21 protein-coding genes and 3 tRNA genes are annotated in these 22,507 nt (G+C 66.6%); 8 read left to right on the forward strand and 16 right to left on the reverse strand.

The window, feature by feature from the left end; translation table 11 throughout:
* Positions 1–3: 3 nt before the first annotated feature.
* Positions 4–1,293: an ABC transporter substrate-binding protein gene (locus tag QF031_RS17690; protein WP_307431169.1), complete on the reverse strand. Its 1,290-nt coding sequence runs from the start codon at positions 1,291–1,293 to the stop codon at positions 4–6.
* A gap of 140 nt (positions 1,294–1,433) precedes the next feature.
* Here QF031_RS17690 and QF031_RS17695 point away from each other — a divergent pair, with 140 nt between their 5' ends.
* On the forward strand, positions 1,434–3,242 hold the full coding sequence (locus QF031_RS17695) for a glycoside hydrolase family 13 protein (RefSeq protein WP_307431171.1): 1,809 nt from the start codon (positions 1,434–1,436) through the stop codon (positions 3,240–3,242).
* 62 nt (positions 3,243–3,304) lie between these two features.
* Here the strand turns inward: QF031_RS17695 and QF031_RS17700 are convergent, their stop codons facing one another.
* From QF031_RS17700 to QF031_RS17735, 8 genes are all read right to left on the reverse strand, one after another.
* Positions 3,305–3,916, reverse strand: coding sequence for a hypothetical protein (locus QF031_RS17700; protein ID WP_307431174.1), 612 nt, complete (start codon positions 3,914–3,916; stop codon positions 3,305–3,307).
* Entirely contained in the window at positions 3,913–4,551 is a 639-nt protein-coding gene (locus QF031_RS17705; protein WP_370874530.1) for a hypothetical protein, read from the reverse strand. The genes QF031_RS17700 and QF031_RS17705 overlap by 4 nt, the downstream gene beginning before the upstream one ends.
* On the reverse strand, positions 4,548–4,928 hold the full coding sequence (locus QF031_RS17710; protein ID WP_307431177.1) for a hypothetical protein: 381 nt from the start codon (positions 4,926–4,928) through the stop codon (positions 4,548–4,550). The genes QF031_RS17705 and QF031_RS17710 overlap by 4 nt, the downstream gene beginning before the upstream one ends.
* Positions 4,925–5,116, reverse strand: coding sequence for a DUF2273 domain-containing protein (locus QF031_RS17715; protein WP_091420981.1), 192 nt, complete (start codon positions 5,114–5,116; stop codon positions 4,925–4,927). Before QF031_RS17715 ends, QF031_RS17710 begins: the two co-directional genes overlap by 4 nt.
* Positions 5,113–5,562, reverse strand: coding sequence for an Asp23/Gls24 family envelope stress response protein (locus QF031_RS17720; RefSeq protein WP_307431181.1), 450 nt, complete (start codon positions 5,560–5,562; stop codon positions 5,113–5,115). The genes QF031_RS17715 and QF031_RS17720 overlap by 4 nt, the downstream gene beginning before the upstream one ends.
* Positions 5,563–5,680: 118 nt before the next feature.
* Positions 5,681–5,756 (reverse strand) — tRNA-Phe (locus tag QF031_RS17725).
* A 48-nt stretch (positions 5,757–5,804) separates the two neighbouring features.
* Positions 5,805–5,878, reverse strand: a tRNA-Asp gene (locus tag QF031_RS17730).
* Positions 5,879–5,968: 90 nt separating this feature from the next.
* Positions 5,969–6,041: transfer RNA gene (locus tag QF031_RS17735), tRNA-Glu, on the reverse strand.
* Positions 6,042–6,205: 164 nt separating this feature from the next.
* Here QF031_RS17735 and QF031_RS17740 point away from each other — a divergent pair.
* The gene (locus QF031_RS17740; RefSeq protein ID WP_307431184.1) at positions 6,206–7,225 is read left to right on the forward strand and encodes a PHP domain-containing protein; all 1,020 of its coding nucleotides are present in this window, start codon (positions 6,206–6,208) and stop codon (positions 7,223–7,225) included.
* A gap of 44 nt (positions 7,226–7,269) precedes the next feature.
* Here QF031_RS17740 and QF031_RS17745 read toward each other — a convergent pair whose 3' ends face one another.
* Complete coding sequence (locus tag QF031_RS17745) at positions 7,270–7,953, reverse strand: DsbA family protein (protein WP_307431187.1); 684 nt, start codon at positions 7,951–7,953, stop codon at positions 7,270–7,272.
* A 78-nt stretch (positions 7,954–8,031) separates the two neighbouring features.
* Between QF031_RS17745 and QF031_RS17750 the strand changes: the two genes are divergently transcribed.
* The 4 genes from QF031_RS17750 to QF031_RS17765 all read left to right on the forward strand — a co-directional run bounded on the left by QF031_RS17750 (position 8,032) and on the right by QF031_RS17765 (position 12,088).
* Positions 8,032–9,012, forward strand: coding sequence for a DMT family transporter (locus tag QF031_RS17750; RefSeq protein WP_307431191.1), 981 nt, complete (start codon positions 8,032–8,034; stop codon positions 9,010–9,012).
* 9 nt (positions 9,013–9,021) lie between these two features.
* On the forward strand, positions 9,022–9,450 hold the full coding sequence (locus QF031_RS17755; RefSeq protein WP_307431194.1) for a metallopeptidase family protein: 429 nt from the start codon (positions 9,022–9,024) through the stop codon (positions 9,448–9,450).
* A 10-nt stretch (positions 9,451–9,460) separates the two neighbouring features.
* Positions 9,461–10,375 (forward strand): cation diffusion facilitator family transporter, encoded by a 915-nt coding sequence (locus QF031_RS17760; RefSeq protein ID WP_307431197.1) that lies wholly within the window; start codon positions 9,461–9,463, stop codon positions 10,373–10,375.
* Between the two features lie 183 nt (positions 10,376–10,558).
* Positions 10,559–12,088, forward strand: a complete 1,530-nt coding sequence (locus QF031_RS17765; RefSeq protein WP_307431201.1) for a C40 family peptidase — start codon at positions 10,559–10,561, stop codon at positions 12,086–12,088.
* A 66-nt stretch (positions 12,089–12,154) separates the two neighbouring features.
* On the opposite strand, the gene QF031_RS17770 is transcribed toward QF031_RS17765, so the two are convergent.
* The 5 genes from QF031_RS17770 to QF031_RS17790 form a co-directional block, all read right to left on the reverse strand.
* Entirely contained in the window at positions 12,155–13,009 is an 855-nt protein-coding gene (locus tag QF031_RS17770) for an ABC transporter permease (RefSeq protein ID WP_307433473.1), read from the reverse strand.
* A 25-nt stretch (positions 13,010–13,034) separates the two neighbouring features.
* Entirely contained in the window at positions 13,035–14,015 is a 981-nt protein-coding gene (locus QF031_RS17775) for an ABC transporter ATP-binding protein (RefSeq protein WP_307431205.1), read from the reverse strand.
* 62 nt (positions 14,016–14,077) lie between these two features.
* Positions 14,078–15,157 carry a hypothetical protein gene (locus tag QF031_RS17780; protein WP_307433476.1) on the reverse strand — a complete coding sequence of 360 codons (1,080 nt, stop codon included), beginning with the start codon at positions 15,155–15,157 and terminating at the stop codon, positions 14,078–14,080.
* A gap of 90 nt (positions 15,158–15,247) precedes the next feature.
* A complete protein-coding gene (locus tag QF031_RS17785) occupies positions 15,248–18,088 on the reverse strand; it encodes a PEP/pyruvate-binding domain-containing protein (RefSeq protein WP_307431208.1) in 2,841 nt (946 codons plus the stop codon).
* Positions 18,089–18,142: 54 nt separating this feature from the next.
* Entirely contained in the window at positions 18,143–19,180 is a 1,038-nt protein-coding gene (locus QF031_RS17790; RefSeq protein ID WP_307431211.1) for a universal stress protein, read from the reverse strand.
* A gap of 428 nt (positions 19,181–19,608) precedes the next feature.
* Here QF031_RS17790 and QF031_RS17795 point away from each other — a divergent pair, with 428 nt between their 5' ends.
* Entirely contained in the window at positions 19,609–20,247 is a 639-nt protein-coding gene (locus tag QF031_RS17795) for an NAD(P)-binding protein (protein ID WP_307433478.1), read from the forward strand.
* A 55-nt stretch (positions 20,248–20,302) separates the two neighbouring features.
* Here the strand turns inward: QF031_RS17795 and QF031_RS17800 are convergent, their stop codons facing one another.
* The gene (locus tag QF031_RS17800; RefSeq protein WP_307431214.1) at positions 20,303–20,947 is read right to left on the reverse strand and encodes a copper resistance CopC family protein; all 645 of its coding nucleotides are present in this window, start codon (positions 20,945–20,947) and stop codon (positions 20,303–20,305) included.
* 111 nt (positions 20,948–21,058) lie between these two features.
* On the opposite strand from QF031_RS17800, the gene QF031_RS17805 reads away from it, so the two are divergent.
* Positions 21,059–22,498 carry an NCS2 family permease gene (locus QF031_RS17805; protein WP_307431217.1) on the forward strand — a complete coding sequence of 480 codons (1,440 nt, stop codon included), beginning with the start codon at positions 21,059–21,061 and terminating at the stop codon, positions 22,496–22,498.
* The last annotated feature ends 9 nt before the right edge of the window (positions 22,499–22,507 follow it).

Here is a 22,507-nt window from a genome sequence, read left to right on the forward strand (position 1 = left end):
GAACTACGATCCCGCACCGGCGGATTCGATGGACTTCTGCATGTCTGTAAGTGCGCTTTCCACTGACTTTTCTCCCTTGATAGCGGGGTACGCGTTGTCTTGGATTGCCTTGGTGACCGCCGGGTAGAACGGCGTTACGGGACGCGGTACAGCGTTCTCGATGGACGTCTTCAGCACTGGCAGGTAGGGCAGCTTCGCGACCAGTTCCTTGTCCTCATAGAGCGAACCAAGCACCGGAGCCAGGGAGCCCTGCGTAGCGTAGAACTTCTCGGTTTCCTCGGAAGTCAGGAATTTTACAAAGTCCAGCGCAGTAGCCTTGTGCTTCGAGTAGACGCTTACTGCGGTGTTGTGGCCGCCCAGCGAGGATGCACCGGGACCGTCCTTGCCGGGCAGTGCGGTCATGCCGAACTTGTCTTTCACGGCGGAGGATCCTTCAGTGCTCATCAGGCTGTAAACGTACGGCCAGTTGCGCAGGAACAGGAGCTTGCCGCTTTGGAAGGCCTGCCGGCTGTCCTCTTCCTTGTAGGTGATCGCTTCCTTGGGGATGTTGCCGTCAGCGTAGGCCTTGGCCAGGTTGCCCAGGCCGGCCTTGGCCTCGGGGGTGTTCAGGTTTGGCTTGCCGTCCTTGTCCAGGACCGAGCCGCCGGCCGAGTTGATGGCCTCGGAAGCGTTGACCGTGAGGCCCTCGTACTTGCTGAACTGGCCGGCATAGCAGCCAATGTTGTTCTGCTTGGCGATGGAGCACATGCCCATCATCTCGTCCCAGGTCTTGGGCGGGTTGGGCACCAGGTCCTTGCGGTAGAAGAGGATGCCGCCGTCCGATGTCCGCGGGGCCGCGTACAGCGTGCCTTTATAGGTGGCGCTCTGCACCGTGGCCGGCAACATGGCACTGGTGTCGATGGCCATCTTGTCCTTCAGCGGCTGCAGCCAGCCCTTGGCTGCGAACTCTGCAGTCCAGACAACGTCGACATCAGCCACATCGTAGTCGGACTGCTTCGCCTGGAAGTGCTGGACCAGGTCATCGTGCTGCTGGTCTGCCTGGTCGGTCTGTTCCTTGAAGGTGACCTGCTCATCCTTGTGAGTCGCATTCCACTTGTCGATGAGAGGCCGAATGACGTTGTTGTTGTCTTTGCCTTGCACGAAGGTGATGGGGCCGCGGGCATCGAGGTTGGCGTCAGCGTCGCTGCCCCCACCGCCCGTGGTGCCCCCTCCACCTCCGCCGCCGCAGGCGGACAACGTAAGGGCCAGAATGCCGGCAGTGGCAGCCGGAAGCAGGAATCTCGGGGTTTTCATTAGCTTGAAGCTCCTCGCTGAGTGACAAGTAAGTCGACAGTGCGCTTGCTAGGTGAGGTTGATGTGGTGACCATCACACTAGTAAGGTAGCTGTCGGTAATGCAAGCGTTTACATCAAAAAGTTATCAGAGGGGAACCCAATGTCCGACTTATCCGTTCCCCCGCCCGGACCGCGCCCCTCCGCATGGTGGGCCGACGCTGTCGTCTACCAGATCTACCCCCGGTCCTTTGCGGACGGCAACGGTGACGGAATGGGCGATTTGCGGGGTGTCACCGAACGCCTCCCCTACTTGGAGCGGCTGGGAGTGGATGCCATCTGGTTGTCCCCGTTCTACCAATCGCCGCAGGCCGACGGCGGCTACGACGTGGCGGACTACCGCCAGGTGGACCCGCTCTTCGGCACCCTGGCGGACTTCGACGCAATGCTGCAGGAAGCCCACCGGCGTTGCATGAAAGTCATCGTTGACCTGGTTCCCAACCACACGTCGGACGAGCATGCATGGTTCCGCGAGGCGCTGTCCGCCGCCCCGGGCAGCAGGGAACGGGACAGGTACATCTTCAGGGACGGCCAGGACGAAGTGCCCGGTTCCGGGGACGGCAGGCTGGCGCCCAACAACTGGAAATCGGTGTTCGGCGGGCCGGCCTGGAGCCGGGTGACCGACGCGGACGGAACGCCCGGACAGTGGTACCTCCACCTGTTCGACACCAAGCAGCCGGACCTGAACTGGGATAACCCCGAGGTGCATGAGGAGATGCGTGCGGTGCTGCGGTTCTGGCTGGACCGGGGCGCGGACGGTTTCAGGGTGGACGTTGCCCACGGCCTGGTGAAGGAGGCGGGGCTACCGGACTGGGACGGCGTTGCCGCGATGGTGGAAGGAACCTCCGGTCCGCCGCGGGAGAGCCATCAGCCAGGGGATGCTCCGCGTGCCCACACTGACGCGGAGGAACCCCACCGGGCCGTCTCCCCGATGTACCCGCCGTCGCCTTTCTTCGACCAGGACGGAGTGCATGCGATCTACCGCGACTGGAACCGGGTCCTGGCTGAATACGGCGGCGACCGGATGATGGTTGCCGAGGCCTGGGTGGAACCGGCTGAGCGCCTGGCACGGTATATACGGCCCGATGAGATGCAGCAGGCCTTCAACTTCGATTTCCTGTTGGCCGGTTGGGATGCCGAACGCATGGCTGAGGCCATTGATGCGTCGCTGGCAGCGGCAGCATCAGTGGGCGCTCCCTGCACCTGGGTCCTCAGCAATCACGACACGGTGCGGCACGCCACCCGGTTCGGGCTCAAGGACCCCACCACCTTTCCAAAGGGCATTGGCCCTGACGACGAACAGCCGGACGCAGCCCTCGGCCAGGCCCGCGCCCGCGCCGCCACGCTTGTCGCTCTGGCGCTGCCAGGCTCCGCCTACCTTTACCAAGGTGAGGAGTTGGGACTCCCGGAGCACACCACCCTCCCGTCCGGGGCAAGGCAGGACCCAACGTTTTTCCGGACCCGCGGTGCCGAGATCGGGCGCGACGGCTGCCGGGTCCCCCTGCCGTGGGCCATGGACCAGCCGGGATACGGTTTTTCCGGGACGCTTTCCGCAGAAGCGCCCGCGCCCTGGCTCCCCCAGCCGGACAGCTTCGGCCCTCTGGCCGCCGACCAGCAGGACGGCGAGGAGGGCTCGACGCTGGAGCTCTACCGCGCCGCGTTGACATTCAGGGCAGCCCAGCGCCTAGGCAGCGGCACCGTTGAGTGGACCGACGAGCACGCGCCGGACAGCGGACTGCTGGCTTTCCGTAACGGTGACGCAGTGGTGGTGGCCAACATGGGCTTCGCCTCGGCCCCCGTGCCTGAGGGCTATGCCGTGGTGCTGTCCAGCGGTCCCGAGCCGGTGGAAGATTGGGCCGCCATGAAGGAGGTCCCCGTGGACTGCACCGTCTATCTTCAGAGCGAGCGGTAACTTCCGGGCGGCAGCCGGAAAGGCACAGTGCGGCAGCGGTGCCAGCCAGAGCAAGCTTCAGTTCAGCGGACGCGCTCAGCCCGGCTGAAGCGGGTGCGTGCCCCGGCTCCGATGTGGATGAGGACAGGTATCTCCTTGCCCACAACGGACTCCAAGGCGTGCAGAAGTCCGGACACCTCGGCCGCGAGCAGGTGCGGGGCCACACCCTGGCGGGGCAGGAGGCGGACCTTCAACGCGGGCGAACCCTTCACGTTGTAAGTGGTGACGGTAGCGCCGGCCAGGTCCGGCCTTCCCTCGAGAGCCTGCTTGAGCGCCTGCTCCGCTACTCCGCCACCGATGCGGACGTCGCCGGGCGTATCGCCGGGATCGTATTCCTCGGCCAGCAGGTTCGAACGGCCTTTTCCCTGCTGCGCGATCCAAGCGACCATGAGCCCCATCAGCGCCAGCAAAGACAGTGCCACGATGATCCACAACCAGCTCTCGGGCCGGCCGGGGAACCGGGTGGAGTCGAAAAGCCGGCTGATGCCAGCCCAGACTCCGCCGGACCAGGCATGCCACGATGTGGCAACCGGAGGAACGGCCGCCAGCAGGACCAGCAGGATCCCTGTCCCCAGCAGGACCAGGCCAAGCACAGTGAGAAGGATGCGGTTGAGCAGTGCCGGCGTACTGTTCATGCCCCGATCACCCCGGAAGGAGTGACATTGACGCGGGGCACGGGCGCCGGTTCCAGCAGCATCTGCTCCAGCTCATCCCTGACGGCTTCCAACACGCTGCCCTGGTCCACGGGAATTCCTGATGTGGGCCGCACATTTACCAGTACCTGCCGCTGGGAAACCACCACCATGACCTGTTCAGGCGTGACGTTGGCGGCCAAGCGCGTGCGGCGGGCGAGGGAGGATGCGATGACCTCGTCATCCACCACCACGGCCGGAAGGCCCTCTCCACGTGCCCCGGCCAGCAGATGGCGGGCGCGTTTCCCGGGGAGGACCCCGTTGAGGAAGAAGATCAAGCCCAGCATGGCGAGCACGGCGCCGGTGACTGCAAGCAGCAGCGGGGGCATTCCGGCCGGGAGGTCCACGATGCGCTGGGCAGCCACCTGCGGCTCAATGAGCCAAGCGGGTTGGCCCACGGCATGCACCCCCGATTCGAGGACCCCGTAAGCGGCCAGCACCAGGATCAGGACGGCTGCGGCAACGGACACGGCCGCCCGGGAGGAGTGGGTTTCACGGTAAAGGATCCTGCGCATGTCAGGCCCGATGTTCCCCCGGGTTTCCCCGGCCACCTTGGGGTCTTCGACGCTACTGCTCACCGCACCCGTCCTCCTGTGCTTATCCGTGCCCCGCTGATGCGGATATCCACGCGGCTCAACCGGGAGCCGCTCAATTCGGAAACTGTGGCCAAGATACTTGCTTTGGCCTTGATGGTGCGGTCCCAGATGGACCCGCCTGCTGCCTCCGCCCGGCCACGGTCCATCACCACGGACTGCAATGGCGGGACGCCGATGGGGGCGACGAGGGATAGGGCCAGCAGGCCGTCGTCATCCGTCCAATCCGCCCGCACGTCCTGGGCGTCAACGCCCAATGCCTGGGCTGCCGCCACCCTGGCAACGCTGGTCAGTGCCTGGGTGCTGATCCGGTTATGGCCGCTGAGCACCCGCCCGCGCACTACGGGCGCGGGCGTGGTCATGAGGACGAACGGCGGCCGGTGATGGCGTCCAACACTCCGCGCAGGTCCAGTTTCCCTTCGGCGGCACGGCCCAGGAGCGCTCCAATGGCCATGAAGAGAAGGGAGACAAGGAAGCCCCACAGGCCGAACTGCAGGGACATGAAAGCCACGAAGGCACCAATTGCAACCCCTGCCACCGTGAGGCTCACAGCAGCGCCTCCCGTTCGGTGGTGGCGGACGGTGTGCTTTTGACGGGCGGAGGTACGTAGACGTCCGTTATTTCGACATTCACCTCGATGACCTGCAACCCCACCAGTTCCTCCACGGCACGGTAGACGGCAGCGCGGACGTCATTGGCCAGTGCGTGCAGGGGCGTTCCGTAGCTTGCCACCAGGGTAATGTCCACGGCCACCTGGGTTTCGCCCACTTCTGCATGGACGCCGGATGCGTGGTCCGAACTTCCCACGGCGTCGCGGATGGCGCCCAGGGCACGGGAGGGGCCCGAACCCAGGGAGTAGACGCCCGGAACTGACCGTGCGGCGATTCCGGCCACCTTTGCCACTGCAGTCTCGGAAATGACCGTCCGCCCGGGGCCCGGGGCCGGGCTTGCGGCGGGACGTCTTGGCACCACGGGCTGTTGGTTCTGGTATTCCATCAGGCACTCCCCCTTCTGTTGCTTCCACCCTATCCCCAGCCTGTGACACAGCGTTGGAAGAGTGGTCAAAAGGGTTAAAGCAGAAAAGCACCAGTTCCGAAGAACTGATGCTTCCCAGTGGTGGCTCCGACCGGCGTCGATCCGGTGACCTTTCGATTTTCAGTCGAACGCTCTACCAACTGAGCTACAGAGCCTAGGTGACTAGTCACCATGAGAGCCGGAATCTCTTCCAACAATCAGAGCGACCCTGACGGGACTTGAACCCGCGACCTCCGCCGTGACAGGGCGGCGCGCTAACCAACTGCGCTACAGGGCCTTGCGTTTCTTGCTTTGCGGTATCTCTACCGCTTTTTTCAAGGCCTCCAGCCTACCAGACTTTTTTAGCCTGCCTGACCAGTTCCTTGCGTACCCCCAACGGGATTCGAACCCGTGCCGCCGCCGTGAAAGGGCGGTGTCCTAGGCCGCTAGACGATGGGGGCCAGAACCCGTTCGGAACAAAATAAAAGGCGTCAAGCGGGGCTTTTCGTCTTTGTCCTTTGCGTTTCTCCGAACTGGACTCTAAAACTATAGGGGCTAACCGGGAATATTCCAAAATCGGCGAAAAAGCCCGCCGTTTGGCCCTTGGACGGGTCAAGATGGACGGATGGATGCCGTCGATGCGCTCAACGAGATCGCTTTTTGGCTGGAGCGCGGACGCGCGGCCACGTTCAAGGTCCAGGCCTTCCGAAAGGCGGCCGCTGCCATCAGTGCGCTCAGCCCGGAGGAGGTGGCCGCGCGCGCCCGTAACGGCCGACTCAAGTCCATGAAGGGGATTGGTGACCGGACCTTCGCGGTGATCCGGCAAGCCGTGGACGGACAGGTCCCCGACTATCTGGCGGACCTTCGGGAGAAGGGCGCCGAGCCGCTGGCCTCGGGCGGCACGGACATCCGGGCGGCGCTTCGCGGAGACCTTCACAGCCACAGCGAATGGTCCGACGGCGGCTCCCCCATTGAGCTGATGGTGGCGGCCGCTGAGGTGCTGGGCAGGGAGTACCTGGCCCTGACCGACCACTCGCCCAACCTCACCATTGCCAACGGGCTGTCGGCCGACCGCCTGCTGGACCAGCTGGACGTGGTGGCGGGCATCAACAACAGCAGCGGCGGAGCCACCAGGCTCCTGACCGGGATCGAAGTGGACATCCTGGAGTCCGGCGAGCTGGACCAGGAACCGGAACTGCTGGACCGCCTGGACATTGTGGTGGCCAGCGTCCACTCAAAGCTGCGCGCGGACCGGAAAACGATGACCACCCGGATGCTCGGCGGCATCCAGGATCCCCGGACCAACGTCCTGGGCCACTGCACCGGCCGGCTGGTGGAAGGCTCACGTGGAACCCGTCCGCCGTCGGAATTCGACGCCAAGGAAGTGTTCGCAGCGTGCGCCGAGCACAACGTAGCTGTGGAGATCAATTCCCGTCCGGAGCGGCAGGACCCGCCCGATGCCCTGATCCAGCTGGCACTGGAAGCGGGCTGCCTGTTCTCGATCGACAGCGATGCCCACGCACCGGGACAGTTGGATTTCCTGCAGTACGGTGCCGAGCGGGCCGCCCGCAATAACGTGCCGGCCGAGCGGATCATCACCACCTGGCCGGTGGAAGAGTTGCTCGCCTGGGCTGGCGGAAGGTAGGGGCAGGCGGAGATTTGGGTGACTGCTGGTTGGTGCCGGGACAGCTACTTGACGGCGTCGGCCAGCTTCTGCCGGAAGTCCGCTTTGGTGCTCAGTGTCAGCTTCTCGCCGTTGAGGAAGAAGGTGGGCGTGCCGCTGACACCAAGGGCATTGCCGTCGGCGATGTCGGCCAGGATGCGGTCTTCGGTTTTCTGGTCGGCGACGGCGGCATCGAACTGTGCCAGGTCCAGCCCCAACTCCCCGGCGTAGGTACGGAACAGCGGCGCCTGCGACTGCTGGCTGCCGGCCCACGCCGACTGGTTTTCGAAGAGCTTGGCAGCCATCTGCTGGTACTGGCCCTGTTGTGCAGCCGCTTCCGCCGCCAGGGCTGCCTGGCCTGAATTGGGGTGGGCGGACAGCGGAAAGTACCTGTTGACGAACGTGATCCTGTCCCCGAACTCCGCTTTAAGCTCCTCCACATAGGGATGCACGGCTCCGCAGGAGGGGCACTCGAAGTCCAGGAACTCCACCAGCTGCGCTTTTTCCTCGCCAGGTGCGGTGAGCCGGTGGCTGTCCGCGCGCACCAGTTGTTCCGGTCCGGCGGCAGGCGGCGCCGACTGCTGGGGTTTGTTGGCAGTGAAGAGGGCGTACCAGGCGACGCCGCCCAGGACGATGACAGCCAGTGCGATCCAGATGATTTTCCGGACAAGGCGCGGGGTATCACGGGCAGGAGCCTGAGGGGAGAGCATAGTCCGCATCCTAGCCGAGGGCAGCGACAAGGCCGATTTCCGCCAGTCCAGCACCCGTCCCCGCCGTACATTGGTCTCATGCCTTCCACCAGCCCCGCTCAGGAACCGCTGACCACCGCACAAGCAGCACTGAAGCCCGTGACGGCCCTTGGGGTGGCCGCCATGGTGGTCACGGTGGTTCTGTGGGCGTCGGCGTTCGTTGGAATCCGGGCCATTGGCCCCCACTTCTCCCCCGGTTCCCTGACCCTGGGCAGGCTGGCGATTGCCGCCGTCGTGCTGGCCTTCCTGGTGGTGCCGCAACTGCTCAAGAGCCGGGTACTGCCCCGGGGACGGGAATGGCTGCCCATTTTCGCCTATGGCGTCATGTGGTTCGGAGGCTACAACGTGGCCCTGAACGCCGCCGAGCACATCCTCGACGCCGGTACCAGTGCCCTGCTGATCAATGTCAACCCCATCCTGGTGGCCATCATGTCGGGCATCTTCCTCAAAGAAGGCTTCCCGCGGTGGCTGCTCATCGGCAGCACAGTGGCCTTTGCGGGCGTCGCGTTGATCGCGCTCGGTTCGGGGCAGCCGCGCACTCCCGGGGCGAGTTCGACGGCGGACCTGGCGGGCGTGGCGCTTTGCCTCCTTGCAGCGGTGCTCGCCGCGGTCAGCGTGATCATCCAGAAACCGGTGGTGCGGAAATTCCCTGCCGCGCAGGCAACCTGGTTCGGGATCATGGTGGGCGCCCTGTGCTGCCTGCCTTTCGCAGGGCAGTTGGCGTCCGAAGTCCAGGCTGCCCCGCCGCAGGCCACGCTGGGCCTGGTGTACCTGGGCGTTTTCCCGACGGCGATTGCCTTCACTACCTGGGCTTACGCGTTGTCGCTGGTGGATGCCGGCAAGCTGGCTGCGACGACGTATTTGGTCCCCGGCACCACGGTCCTGATCTCCTGGCTGCTGCTGGGCGAGATCCCCACCGCCTGGGGGCTGGTGGGCGGGCTCGTGTGCCTGGTGGGGGTCGGGCTGACCCGGCGCAGGACCCGGGCGGGCCGGGTTAGGCAACGGCGCTTTCAGCGCTAGAGTCTGGGCATGCCAGCCAACCTGCCACCGGGCCTGCCGATCATTCCCGACGGCCCGCACGAGCCCTCCGGTTTTACCATGTCGCCCGATGAGTTCGAGGCCGCCGTGCACGACGCCCTGGACAGCATTCCCGACCAGCTGGCCCGCGCCATGGACAACGTGGCGGTATTCATTGATGACGATTACGTGCCGGGGCCCGGGGAGGATCCCGGGACCGTGCTGCTGGGGCTGTACGAAGGGGTTCCGCTGACGGAACGCGATTCATGGTGGGACGCCGGTTCCCTTCCGGACCGGATCACCATTTTCCGCGAACCCATCCTGGCGATCTGCGCCTCCCGGGAGGACGTGATCCACGAAGTGGCCGTGACCGTGGTCCACGAAATCGCCCACCACTTCGGCATATCCGATGACCGGCTGCACGAGCTGGGCTGGGGCTAGCCTTGTAAGCATGGGACACGATCACAGCCACGGGATCACCGCCACGCGGCGGCACCGGAAACGCCTTGTGGCCGTCCTGGGGATCACCCTTGGGGTGGTGGTCATCCAGATCGTGGGGGCCGTGCTGTCCGGATCGCTCTCCCTGCTGGCGGACGCCGGGCACATGCTCTCCGATGCTGCCGGCGTCACCATCGCCCTGCTGGCCGCCTGGATCGCAGGCCGCCCCGCGAGCGAACAGCGGACCTACGGCTACCAGCGTGCGGAGGTTCTGGCGGCCCTTGCCAATGCGCTGATCCTGATCGTGATCTCCGTGGTCATCTTCACCGAGGCGGTCCGGCGGTTTGGGGCGCCCCCGGAAGTGCAGACGGACATCATGCTGTTTGCCGCCGTCGTGGGCGCCGTGGCCAACCTGGTGTCGCTGTTGGTCCTCCGCACGGCGCAGGACCAGAGCCTGAACATCCGCGGCGCGTACCTGGAAGTGCTGGGTGACCTCCTGGGCTCAGTGGCCGTCATCATTGCAGCCGTGGTGATCATGATGACCGGTTTCCAAGCGGCGGACACCATTGCCTCCGTCCTCATCGCGCTGATGATCCTCCCCCGGGCCTGGAGCCTGCTGCGTGACGTGGTGGACGTCCTGCTGGAGGCCAGCCCGAAAGGCGTGGAGGTGCAGATGATCCGCGAGCACATCCTTTCGGTGGCCGGCGTAACCGACGTCCACGACATCCACATCTGGACCATCACCTCAGGCGTCCCGGTGTTCTCCGCGCACGTGGTGGTGGAAGACGGAGTGCTCAATGCGCGGGGCGCCGACCAGCTGCTGGACAAGCTCATCACGTGCCTGGGCTCGCATTTCGATACGGACCATTGCACCTTCCAATTGGAGCCTGCCAGCCATTCCGAACACGAGGAACACCAACACGCCTGACGCGACACACCCGCGCTGATTCCGCCGCTAATGACATTGTTGTGGTTTATGTTATTGATGTGACTGCTGTTGCCAATGTGCAAACTGTCACGTAGCCTCGGACTGCTGGCGAGCAGCTGAGGGGCACCGTCGTGCCGCATCCAGAACCTCACTCCCAGCCTTACCGTTGCGAGGTCTCTGCAGATGGCTTTATCCGGATCCGGCCGCAGGACGGCTGTGCTGTGCGCCGCCGTCGTACTCTTTGCTTCCGTAGCGACGCCCGCAGCCGCAATCCCGCCACTGTCTTCTCCCCTGGCCGTTCCGGCGTCGCCCGAGATCCCTTCGCCCGAGGACATTGCCGCTGCCAAGGCCAGCGAGTCCGCGACGGCGGACCAGGTCACCGCCATCGAGCGCATCCTGGCGGACGCATCCACCGCCCAACAGGCGGCATTCGCGGTGGCCATGCAGGCCAACAATGCCTACAGCGAGGCGCTGGTGGAACTGCAGCAGCGGACCGAGGCCGCATCGGTAGCTTCCGCGAAGGCCGCCTCGGCCCGGGATCAGCAGGACAAAACCCGGAAGCAGGTGGGCCAGCTCGCCGGTGACCTCTACCGCAACGGGGGCCTGAACCCCACCCTCGGAACCTTTGCCAGCGGGGGTGAAAGCCTGCAACAGGCCGCCACGCTCGAGGCCCTCTCTGCCAGCCGCAGCCGGGCCTTTGAAGCTGCCGACGCCGCGGCCACCGCAAACCGCTCCCTCACCGCGGCCGCGGAGGATGCCACCAAGGCTGCTGATGATGCAGCGAAGACCGCAGAGCAACGGAAGTCCCAGGCGGAACAGGCCAACGCCGCACAGGTGAAGGCCGTAGCCGACGCGAAGGCGCAGCGGACCGTCCTGGTGGACCAGTTGGCACAGCTCCGCAACACCACGGTGGCGCTCGAATCAGCCCGCGTGGATGCCTTGGACCGGCAGCGTGAGGAGGCACGTCTGGCCGCTTTGTCCGCCGCTGCCGACAAGGCCGCCGCGGATAAGGCAGCCCAGGATCAGGCTGCCCGGACCCAGAATGACCAGAGCCGGAGTGACCGGAGCCAGGCATCCGGGCAGAACAACCGCGCGCAGGATGCACCCCCTGCGGCCCCTGCTCCGGCAGTACCTGCCCCCGCGGCGCCTGCACCCGCTCCTGCCCCGGCTCCCGCACCGGCGCCTGCACCCGCACCTGCCCCGGCTCCCGCACCGGCGCCTGCACCGGCGCCTGCACCCGTTCCTGCCCCGGCTCCCGCACCCGCTCCTGCCCCGGCTCCCGCACCGGCGCCTGCTCCCGCTCCAGCCCCCGCCCCTGCTCCCGCGCCTTCCACCGGTTCAGGTACCTATGAGGCCGCGATCTCCGTTGCGCTGGGGAAGGTGGGCGCACCGTACTACTACCAGTGGGGCGGTACCGGGGTCTATGGTTTCGACTGCTCAGGCCTGGTGCAGCACGCCTTCGCCGCAGCCGGGAAGTATCTGCCGCGCACGGCTTCACAGCAGTACGCCGCCGCCCCGGTCCACGTCCCCATTTCACAGGCCCGCCGCGGCGACCTGCTGGTCTGGGGCTCCGCGCCGAACTTCTACCACGTGGCCATTTACCTGGGGAACGGCCAGGTGGTGCAGGCCCTCAACCCGCAGGAAGGCATCACCGTTTCCAGCATCAGCTCGATGGTGGGCATGGAGCTCTACCCGTACGCAGCGCGCTACTAAGCTGCGCGGATGGCTGCCTGCCCCAGCCCGGCTGAGCCGCGGCGCTGAAGTTCCCAGCCGCCGTCGTCAGCTCAGGATGTCCTTGGTGACGAACCGGCCGTAGGCGAGCGCCCCGAAGACTGCCACGTAGCCGGCCTGGAGCAGTGCGTTGCTGCCGAAGGAATCCCAAGCCACGGGCTGGCGGAGCATGTCGCCGAACCCAAGCCAGTAGTGGCTGAAGAGCCACGGGTGCAGCCACTCCAGCTGCGGAAGCTGGTCCATGACCTGTGAGACCACCGAGACCACCACCGTGGCGGCCATCGCCCCGACCGGAACCACCGTCAGTGTGGACAGGAACAGCCCTATCGCGGACAGACCGGCCAGGGATACTGCAAGGTACGCGGCGATCAGCACGATGCGCAGGGGAGCTTCGGACGGTTGCACCACGCCTCCGGAGAGCAGTGTCACGGGGCCTACCGGGAAAAGCGCCGCTCCGATGGCCGCCCCGGCAAGGCCCACGGTCAACGGGGCCACGATGCAGAAGGCCAGGGCACCGGCGTATTTGACCAGGAGGAGCCGCACCCGTCCGGCCGGGGCCACCAGCAGGTACCGGAGGGTTCCCAGGTTCGCCTCCCCAGCGATCGTGTCCCCGGCCACCACACCCACGGCGAGCGGCATGAACAGCGGGACGGAGACCAGCATGGCGGTAAAGGCGACGAAGAGGCCGTTCTGGGTGATCCGGTCAAGGAACGCGGGACCCCGGCCGGGTGGTACGGCGGATGAGATCTTCACGGCGACGGCTATGAGGACCGGGATGGCGGCCAGGGACAGGAGCAGCGCCCACGTGCGCCGGCGCCCGAACAACACCTTGAGTTCGGACCCCAGCAGGGAGAATCCGGAGCTTCGGCTGGCTGACCTCGAAGCTCCGGCAATCCCGGGCATGTCCGCTGGCACATCGGAGGGCACACTACTGGGCAACGTCGAATCCTTCCCCGGTGAGGGCGACAAAGCGGTCTTCAAGGCTTTCACGCTCGACGGCGAAGCCCCTGACCCGGACGCCTGCCTGGACCAGGTGCGCCACGACGTCCTCGGGAAGCACCTCCGGCTGGTGGGCCCCGGTTTGAAGCACCGCCATCACAGTCTCCCCGTCGGGTTGTGCACGCAGGGGGTCAGTGTTCCCTGATTCGGATGCAAGCCCCAGCCGGGCCAGGACCCCGCGGGCCGTCCCGCCGTCCGGGGTCACCAGCCGGAGCCGGGTGGACCCCGCCTGCCGCAGCTCAGCCAAGGGCCCCTGGGCCACGAGCTTTCCGGCACTCATGACGGCTGCGTGAGTGCACATCTGGTCCACCTCGGCCAGCAGGTGGCTGGACACGAAAACGGTGGTGCCCTCATGCGCCAGGGACCGCACCAGGTTGCGGACCTCCCGGGTGCCCTGTGGATCCAGGCCGTTGGTGGGCTCGTCCAGCACCAGCAGGTCCCGCGGTGACAGCAAGGCATTGGCTATCCCCAGCCGCTGCTTCATTCCCAGCGAGTACGCGTGCACCCGTTTGCCTGCCGCGTGCTCCAGGCCCACACGTTCCAGCGCCTCCTGCACCCGGGCCTTGCGGGTTGCGGGGACAGTATGCGGGCTGGCCGAATCCAGCCGGTGGAGGTTGGCGGCGCCGGACAGAAAGGGGTAGAAGGCGGGCCCTTCAACCAGCGCGCCCACACGCGGCAGTACCTCGTGGAGTTTGTCCGGCATCCGCTGGCCAAGGAGGCTTACCGTCCCGGCGGACGCTCCTGCCAGGCCCAGCAGCATGCGGATGGTTGTGGTTTTGCCTGACCCGTTGGGTCCCAGGAAACCGAAGACCGTTCCGTGCGGGACGGCCAAGTCCACGCGGTCGACGGCGGCCTGCTGGCCAAAGCGCTTGCTCAGTCCCTGCGTCTCAATCGCCAGGGCGCCGCTCATCGGGCCAGCCTTCGGCAGGCCGGACTGAACTCTCCGGCCACCATTCCCCCTGCGGCCACCACTTACTGGGCCGCTGCTGCTGACTGCAGCCGTTCCGGCGGCACCATTCCTGCGAAGATGCGTCCGTCGTCTGTGATCAGGACGTTGAGCAGGGCGGTGGAGAGCAGCCGGCCACCGGGTACGGCGACCGCAGCCGGGGACAGCAGCGGATCCTGCAGCATCATGTCCGCCTCTGCAGCAGATCCACGCACGGTGCCCACCACGGCCTCCCAGCCGGTCCCGCTCACGGAGACGTGGCCCTTGCCCCCGTTGTGCATGGCGTCCTGGCGGGAGCCGTCGGCGGGGTCATCCGGCCTGTCAGGAACGGGGAGTTCCTTGAGCGTGCTGCCCGGCGGCGGGCTGAAGCTGAAGACCGACTGGTCCGGGGCAGCCAGGGAGAGGTTGGTGAAACCGGAACTGAAGGCAGGCCTGTCCGCTCCGCGCGCGGTCACCTGGACGGACAGGGGCAAGCCGTTTTGGCCGTCGACGGCGATGGCCACCTTGCCCACCAAGGTTGCGTCCGTGCGCGGCTCAATCAGCAGGTTGTACGCGGCCCGCCCGGCCACGGAAACGTCCGGTCCCACGGAAACGGCAGTGTTGGGGTCAATCTTCGAAAGGAACTGCTGGGCCATTTCGGCGGGTGTATACACGCCGCCTGGACCCTGGCGGTCCTTTGAAAGCGAGGGGGCGTGCGCGGGCATGGTGGCGTGTGCTGCCGTGTTGTCCTTCGACGAATAGAACCAGACGTCATTGCCGTGCCGGATAACATCCCGCTCGGCCAGTTGGTCCATCACCTGGACGCGGGCGTTGTCCTTGCCATCCACGTAGAGGCGCGCGGTGTGGGTGCCGGTCAGCATTTCAATGACCGAAGCGGCGCTGCCCGGAGACGCAGGCCCGGAAGGCTTGCCGGTGGTGGGCAACTCCGGCAGGCCCAGTTCGGCCGACTGCTCCACGGTCCCGGAGAATGCCTGCACCTGGTGGCTTGCCGCCAGTTCCAGGACCTGGGCGGGCGTCTTGGTGGGCAAGGGGTTGCTGGCCCCTGCCGGGAGGGACACTGTGAGGGCACCCGCGGCGATGACCACCGGAGCCGCCGCGGCGGGCATCCACCGCAGCCACGCGCGCCGGTTCAGGGGTGTGGTGTTAACTTGCAGCCGTCCGCTGGAATCCAGCCTGTTGGAGCCCATAGATAAAGACTACGCCCGTGCCGGCGGCTCCGCGCCCCTGGCCGCCCTGCCATCCTCCAGCGTGCCGGGTTCTTCCGGCACTACGGTTCCCGCACCGCCGTCGACCGTTATTTTTTGGCCGGTGGTTATCGCGCTGGTGGCGTCGGGCACTCCTACAACCGCCGGGATGCCGTACTCCCTGGCCACGACTGCGCCGTGGGAGTTTGCTCCGCCCATCTCCATCACCAGCCCTCCGGCCGTCAGGAACAGCGGAGTCCAGCCGGGGTCCGTAGACGGTGCAACCAGGATTTCACCCGGCTCAAGGCGGGCTCCGACCGGATCCAGGATGACCCGTGCTGCAGCAGTCACCGTTCCGGCCGAGGCAGGGCTGCCGGACAGGGTTCCGTCCCCTTCCATTCCGACGGCGGTCCGCACCGCCTCGGGTTCGGTACCGTCCGAGAGCAACACCCTGGGGATGTTCCGGCGACTGAGCTCCCGGTCATACTCCTGGCGCCGGGCCGACACAAGTTCCCGCAGGTCACGGGGCGGGTTTTCCATGTCCGGGCTATTGCCGGCCAACCCCCGGCGGACCTCCGCGAAGTCCAGGAAGAAAATGTCGTCCTGCCGCTCAATGGTGCCCGCTTCTTCCAACTCCCTGCCCACCACGAGCAACTGCCGCCGGACTTCCCCGAGCCCGAGCACCAGCTGGTACTTTGGCAGCTCCCGCCGCCCGGCAAACAACCGCGCCCTGCGCAGCGCGGCACGCACCAGCATGCCCCGAATCCTGCCCTGGGCGGCCGCGCGGGCAACGAGCCTGCCCACCTGTTCTTCCGCGTCCCTGGCGGCCTCGCTGAACTGCATGTCAGGTGCGAGCGCGGGGTCGTCCAGCCGAAGGTAGTTGGCGAGGATCCCGAGGATGTGGGCCGGTTCCTCCGACCACCGCGGCAGCCCGACGTCGATTTCGCCCACTGACCGCTGGCCGTACCTGTCCAGGAACCTGGCCAGACCGGTGTCCAGGCGGGCGGGCAGCTGCCCGGCCTGGAAACGGGCCGCCAGGACCGACGGATTCTCCGTCAACAGTGCGGTGCGTGAGTCAGAGTCTTCCTGGATGGCTGAGGCGAGGTGCCACAACTCCAGGTCCATTTCGGTGGTGACGTTGTGCGGCAGACCCCGGATCACCGCCTGCAGCTCCTCCCACGCATTTCCGCCCACCAGCTTTCCGGCAATGCCCAGCATGGCGAAGCCCACGGCAGGAAGGGGAAGAATGGCCGGCACAATCAGGAACAGGCGGGATCCGACGAGTGACTCGGCGTGGTCAAGGCGGGCCAGGGCACTGTCAGCACCGTTGGAAGCCAGTGACGCCTCGAAATCACGGGTGAACCGGTCAAGACGGCGCATGGCCGCACGGGGCCGGACCAGCGCACGGAGGAGTGTGGCAGGAACTCTGGCCTGGATCGCCACGGGGGCAACGTGGCGCAGCATCCCGAACGGCGTCCTCCAGGTGACCGAAAAGGCGGGGTCCTCCATCAGCCGGCGCATGACCGCGGCGGTCCGCGCTTCCATGATGTCGAAAACCCGTGGAACGATGCGCCGGCCTATGGCGCTGCGAATGGGAGTGGTGAAGTCGACGTAGATCCGTTGCCCGGCTTCAGCATAGGGGGACGGCCCACTGCGCGGATCAGGAACAGGGAAGCCGGCAGCCGTGGCCACTGAGGAGGCGATGAGGCGAACGGCCGCGAGCCCCATGGGGGTGAGCGGCCGGGTCAGCCCCTGGGCCAGGCTGAAGCAAAGGTAGGCCCTGGTGCCGCCAACAGCGGCCCTCCCCTGTGGGATCCTGCCGGCGGCACCATTGCTCCTCGGAACGGGGTACAGCGTGGTGATGGGCCTGGACTGCGTGAGCCACAGGGCCCCTGTGCGGCCGATGGCCCACTCGGTGTCCTGCGGAGAGCCGAAATGCTCCTCAGCCTGCAGCCCCAGGCGTGCGAGCGCACGCAACTGGCGCTCTGCCAGGCAGGCAGCGCCGTGGTCCTCGGGCAGTTCCCGGATCTGCGTACCGCCCCCGGGGACCGGGCGCACCTCAACGCCCTTGGCGCCCAGTTCCTGGTCCAGCACCCTGCCGGTCAAGGCATCCACCACGAAGTGGTCGGGATTGACGGCGCCGGAGACAACAGCCTCACCCAGGCCGGGACTGGCGTCGATGACCACTTGGCGGCGGCTGCCGGTAAGGGGGTTTGCCGTGAACATGACGCCTGCGGTCTCTGCGTCCACCATCCGCTGGACCACCACCGCGAGCGCCACGCCTGCCGGGTCCATCCCCAGACCCGCCCGGTAGGCAGTTGCCCGGTCGGTCCACAGCGACGCCCAGCACCGCCGGACGGCGTCCAGCACCGCAGGCACTCCGACCACGTTGAGGTACGTGTCCTGCTGCCCGGCGAAGCTGGCGAACGGCAGGTCTTCAGCAGTGGCGGAGGACCTGACCGCCACCGGAACGTCGGGACCCAGACCCGCGTAGGCCTGTTCCACGGCCGCGGAAACCGCCGCCGGAAGGGGCGCCGCCAGGATGGCTGCCCGTGCCGTCCCGGCCAGTTCATTGAGCCGGCCCGGCTCTATCGTGGCGGCGCCGGCTGAAAGGTCAGCGTAGACCCCGGCCAGCGCCGGAAGCACGGAGCCGCCGGCGGCGACGGCCTGCCGGTATGCGGCGGTGGTGAGGCAGAAGCCTTCCGGAACCGGCAACCCTGCGGACAGGAGCTCCCCAAGATTGGCTGCCTTGCCGCCCACCACCGCCAGCATCCGGGCGTTGAGATGACGCAGGTCCAGTACCAGCCCGGCGTCCGCGCTGGTGCCGGCTAACAGCGGCCCTTGCTGTTCCATGTTCCGGGTGCCGTATGCCTGAAGTGCGGTATTGCCTGGCGGTCCGGGCGGGAGCTAGGCGGCGTCGCCCATTATTGGGCCGAACCGTGCGCGGTCCGCCATGCGCGGGTCCTCGCGGTCCGGGACCACCATGACCGGTCCCTTCGCATGGTGGAGCACGCCGTCGGACGTTGAGCCCAGAAGCATCCCGGTGAAGCCGCCACGCCCGCGGGTACCCACTACCACCAGCTCCACATGCTTGCTTTCCTCGACAAGCACGTCAACCGGTGAGCCGTCCTTCAACTCGTACTCGGCCTGCAGGCGCGGATAGTGGCTGCGCAGCCAGGCCATGCCGGCTTCCAAGGTGGCGCGGATGTCGTCGAAAAGGGCCTTCCGGTCCATCGGTGCGGGAACCCAGGCCAAGGAACCGCTGTACTGGGGTACGGCGCAAACCACGCGCAGGGAGGCGCCAAGGCGTTCGGCCTGATCGGCCGCTTCGAGGACGGCGACGCGTGCCTGCTCGGAGCCGTCCACCCCGACCACCACCACATCCTCCACGGGCCGGTGCCCGGACTTCGCCTGCTCCGCCTTGACCCGGCGGTCCTCGGTGGTCTCGCCCAGCCGGTCCGAGCAGAACAGCGGGACCGTCACCGTGGGGCATTTGGCGTGGGCGGGCAGCGCGCTGCTGACCGAGCCCAGGAGCCGGCCAACAAAGCCGCCCCGGCCGCGGGTCCCCACCACCAGCAGTTCCGCGGTCTCGGAGATTTCCAGCAAAACTCCTGCAGCATCGCCGTTTTCCACCGAGGACGTCACGTCCACGTCGTACGGCGAAACTTTCTCCAGTGCCTGCCTGACGATCGCCTCGGCACCTTCGCGGATAACGGAATCGTCCACGGTGGCGTAACCGCCATCCAGGCCGGACGCGGCGAAGATCGGCACGGAATAGGCAGTGACGATATGAAGCGGACGACGGCGGCGCTGGGCCTCGCGTGCCGCCCACACCAGTGCGCACTGGCCGTGGTCCGACCCGTCTACCCCCACCACGATGCCGTGCGGAGCGGCAGTACCGCCCCCGTCCCGGGCCGGATCCGGATGCAACTCTCGTGAGCCCATGGGGGCCGCCTCCTCGCGATACGCCTGATGTTGCGGCTATTCTGCCAGAAAACGGCCAGTCCCCCGCGCATCCGGATTTCCGGCTGTACCGGCAGGAAAAGACTGTTTCCCGTTTTCCACTATTCTCCGTCCCCCAGTGCTTAGCAAGCCTGCTCAGGAGCCGGTTGCCCCTGTTATCCACAGGCTTTCCGGCAACGTCCGGAAAGCGCCTTCAGCCCGGCAGGAGATGTTTACATCCTTGGGCTATCCACGGCCGGATTTGTTCTGTAGTCTTCAGGACATTGTTGGTCCGGGACGCCAACCGATGCTTCCTGCCAGGACTGTCCCGGCCACGCGCTGCGGCCGTGCTTGGGGGTAACGGGACGCGGGCCGGCGAGGACGCCGGCGCCTGCTGAACGCTCTGAAGGAGGGAAACTGTAGTGTCAAGCCTGCCTGGGGATGCCGCGACCGAACAGACCACCACTGTCATCATCGGCACGGGCCTGTCCGGGTTGGCCGTGGCCGCCGAACTGCGCCGCCATGGCGTGGACTCCATTGTGGTGGACGGCCTGGACATCCTTGGCGCCAACCAACCTGCCAACACCTCTTCGCTTCAGCGCTGCGACGCAGCGGACAGCGACACCCTGCGGGAGCGGAACGAGATCCTGCGCCACCTCCGCAACTACGCGGCAAGCCACAGCGTCGACGTCCGGAACACCACACGTGCGGTTCAGCTGACCATGGTGGAAGGCACGGAGCACCACTCCGCCCCGCAGTGGCAGGTGCACACGCCCACCGGTGTCCTGGTGGCCGACCACATCGTCCTGACCCGGTGCGCGCACAGCCAGTTGCGGCGCATGCTCAACGACTTCGGCATTGCTGTCGGCCGCAACGTCGCCGCCGCCATGCGGGCAATCGGCATCTACCTGGTGGGCGTGGGCGAACTGATTACGCCCTCGCCCAAGGAAGTACTGCGCCAGGCCAAAACGGTGGGCCAGGCGATCTCCGCCAAGGTCAACCCGGGCAGCGCCCAACTCGCCAGCGGCGCCTTTCCGGCAACGGGGAGCTTCGCGGTGCTGGGCTGCTGACGGTCTTCCCCACTCCCGCCGTTACGGTGAAATCCTCCAGTCCCGCCCGTCTGGCCTATTCCCCGCCTTTTTCCCCCACATCCCCGTCGCCGGTGAGCCGGCGACGTGCCAGCACACCCAGGGCCACCAGCAGTCCCACTGCGACGACAGCAAAGATCACAATGCTCCACTGGAAGGGCTCCCCGGCGTTGGCAGGCTCGGACGGCTCTTCCGTCACCCCTGGCTGTGCTGTGCCCATGCCCGGCACCGTACCTGCCGCCGTCGTCGGACTTCCCGCCGTGGGAGGCCCGGAGGTTGCGGCACCTGGCTGGACAGCACCGGCGGCAACTGTGAAGGTGAAGGTTCCTTCGATGGGGTGGGAGTCAGAACTGACCACGCGCCACGCAACGGTGTATGCGCCGGCCGGACCGCCTGACCGGAGTTTCTGGGTGGCCACGTTGTCAACGATCTGGACGGATCCGTCAGCCCATTCAGTGCCGCCGGCATCCTTGACCGAGAAGGACGAACCGATACCCAGGGGCTTGTTGCTGAAGGTCACGGAGACCTCCGCCGGCGGCGCCGCGAGCGAGGCCCCCTGCGCCGGACTGGTGGACTCTGCAGCATCGTGGGCGGAGGCCGGGCCTGCCAGGCCCAGCATTGCGGCTGCGAGGATGAAGGAACCGAGCACAAGGCTCAGCAACTGGCGGCGGACTTGGCGCATGTTTGGGCTGCTCCTTGTGTTGGCTTCCTTACAGACTAGGCGAATTTGGCGACCCATCCCCTGCGGCCCCTTTAGGATGCAGGTATCCCCACACACTCCCCCGGAGGACTAATGCTTAAGCAAGGCTCTGCCCTGGACCGGTATTTCAGGGTCACCGAGCGCGGTTCCAATCTTTCCCGCGAGATCCGCGGCGGGTTCGCCACGTTCTTCGCCATGAGCTACATCGTGGTGCTGAACCCCCTAATCCTGTCGGGGCCGGACTCCAGCGGCACCACGCTGGGCTTCACCGCCGTGGCCGCGGTGACCGCGTTGGTCGCGGGCATCCTGACCATCCTCATGGGTGCGTGGGGACGGCACCCGTTTGCGCTTGCCACCGGCCTGGGCGTCAACGCCTTCGTGGCCGTCACCGTGGCCACCAACCCGGGGCTCACCTGGCCGGACATGATGGGGCTGGTGATGCTTTCCGGCATCACGATGCTGATCCTGGTCCTCACCGGTTTCCGCACCGCCGTCTTCAAGGCCGTGCCGGACGGGCTTAAGACGGCCATCGTGGTGGGCATCGGCCTCTTCATCGCCCTGATCGGGCTGGTCAATGCCGGGTTCGTGCGGCGCATCCCCGATGTTGCGGGCACCACCGTTCCGGTTGGCCTGGGTTTCGAAGGCAAGCTGCTGGGCTGGCCCACCGCCGTCTTCGTGTTCGGCCTGATCCTGACCATCGCCCTGGTAGTGCGCAAGGTCAAGGGCGCCATCCTGATCGGCATCATCACCTCCACGGTGCTGTCCGTCATCCTTGAGACCACCTTGCACATCGGACCCAGCTTCGACGGCAAGAACTTCAACCCGCAGGGCTGGTCCCTGGTGGCACCGGCGTTTTCCGGCTGGGCCGCCCCTGACCTCTCCCTGATCGGCAAGGCAAACCCGTTCGGCGCCTTCGGGCACCTTGGCTTCGTGGCCGCCACGCTGCTGGCCTTCGTCATCCTGCTCAGCATCTTCTTCGACGCCATGGGCACCATGGTGGGCCTGGCCAACGAAGCCGGCACCGTGGATGAGCACGGCAACATTCCCGACGTCGACCGCGTGCTCCAGGTGGACGCACTCGGCGCCATCATCGGCGGCGGCGCGTCCGTCTCCTCCAACCAGATCTACGTCGAAGCCGGTGCCGGCATCGGCGAAGGCGCGCGCACCGGCGTCGCCTCCATCGTCACCGGCCTGCTGTTCCTGGTGGCCATGTTCTTCACCCCTCTGATCAACCTAGTGCCGTTCGAGGCCGTGGCCCCGGCCCTGGTGGTGGTGGGCTTCATGATGGTGTCCCAGGTTGGCAAGATCGACTGGCAGGACTGGGGCATCGCCATCCCGGCGTTCCTGACCTTCACCCTGATGCCGTTTACGTACTCCATCGCCAATGGCCTGGGCGCAGGTTTCATCGCCTACGTGCTGATCCGCACGGTCCAGGGCCGGGTCAAGGACATCCACCCGCTGATGTGGGCCGTGGCTGCCGCCTTCGCGCTGTTCTTCGCCATCGGCCCCATCGAGGCCGCCCTGGGAATGTAGTCCCCTTGT

This window comes from Pseudarthrobacter defluvii, from assembly GCF_030816725.1.
In the GTDB taxonomy this organism is placed as follows: domain Bacteria; phylum Actinomycetota; class Actinomycetes; order Actinomycetales; family Micrococcaceae; genus Arthrobacter; species Arthrobacter defluvii_A.

Coding starts and splice junctions, on each gene's coding strand:
- QF031_RS17690 (WP_307431169.1), bottom strand. CDS start 1,293: ATGAAAACCCCGAGATTCCTGCTTCCGGCTGCCACTGCCGGCATTCTG.
- QF031_RS17695 (WP_307431171.1), top strand. CDS start 1,434: ATGTCCGACTTATCCGTTCCCCCGCCCGGACCGCGCCCCTCCGCATGG.
- QF031_RS17700 (WP_307431174.1), bottom strand. CDS start 3,916: ATGAACAGTACGCCGGCACTGCTCAACCGCATCCTTCTCACTGTGCTT.
- QF031_RS17710 (WP_307431177.1), bottom strand. CDS start 4,928: ATGACCACGCCCGCGCCCGTAGTGCGCGGGCGGGTGCTCAGCGGCCAT.
- QF031_RS17720 (WP_307431181.1), bottom strand. CDS start 5,562: ATGGAATACCAGAACCAACAGCCCGTGGTGCCAAGACGTCCCGCCGCA.
- QF031_RS17740 (WP_307431184.1), top strand. CDS start 6,206: ATGGATGCCGTCGATGCGCTCAACGAGATCGCTTTTTGGCTGGAGCGC.
- QF031_RS17745 (WP_307431187.1), bottom strand. CDS start 7,953: ATGCTCTCCCCTCAGGCTCCTGCCCGTGATACCCCGCGCCTTGTCCGG.
- QF031_RS17750 (WP_307431191.1), top strand. CDS start 8,032: ATGCCTTCCACCAGCCCCGCTCAGGAACCGCTGACCACCGCACAAGCA.
- QF031_RS17755 (WP_307431194.1), top strand. CDS start 9,022: ATGCCAGCCAACCTGCCACCGGGCCTGCCGATCATTCCCGACGGCCCG.
- QF031_RS17760 (WP_307431197.1), top strand. CDS start 9,461: ATGGGACACGATCACAGCCACGGGATCACCGCCACGCGGCGGCACCGG.
- QF031_RS17765 (WP_307431201.1), top strand. CDS start 10,559: ATGGCTTTATCCGGATCCGGCCGCAGGACGGCTGTGCTGTGCGCCGCC.
- QF031_RS17770 (WP_307433473.1), bottom strand. CDS start 13,009: ATGCCCGGGATTGCCGGAGCTTCGAGGTCAGCCAGCCGAAGCTCCGGA.
- QF031_RS17775 (WP_307431205.1), bottom strand. CDS start 14,015: ATGAGCGGCGCCCTGGCGATTGAGACGCAGGGACTGAGCAAGCGCTTT.
- QF031_RS17780 (WP_307433476.1), bottom strand. CDS start 15,157: ATGCCCGCCGCGGCGGCTCCGGTGGTCATCGCCGCGGGTGCCCTCACA.
- QF031_RS17785 (WP_307431208.1), bottom strand. CDS start 18,088: ATGGAACAGCAAGGGCCGCTGTTAGCCGGCACCAGCGCGGACGCCGGG.
- QF031_RS17790 (WP_307431211.1), bottom strand. CDS start 19,180: ATGGGCTCACGAGAGTTGCATCCGGATCCGGCCCGGGACGGGGGCGGT.
- QF031_RS17800 (WP_307431214.1), bottom strand. CDS start 20,947: ATGCGCCAAGTCCGCCGCCAGTTGCTGAGCCTTGTGCTCGGTTCCTTC.
- QF031_RS17805 (WP_307431217.1), top strand. CDS start 21,059: ATGCTTAAGCAAGGCTCTGCCCTGGACCGGTATTTCAGGGTCACCGAG.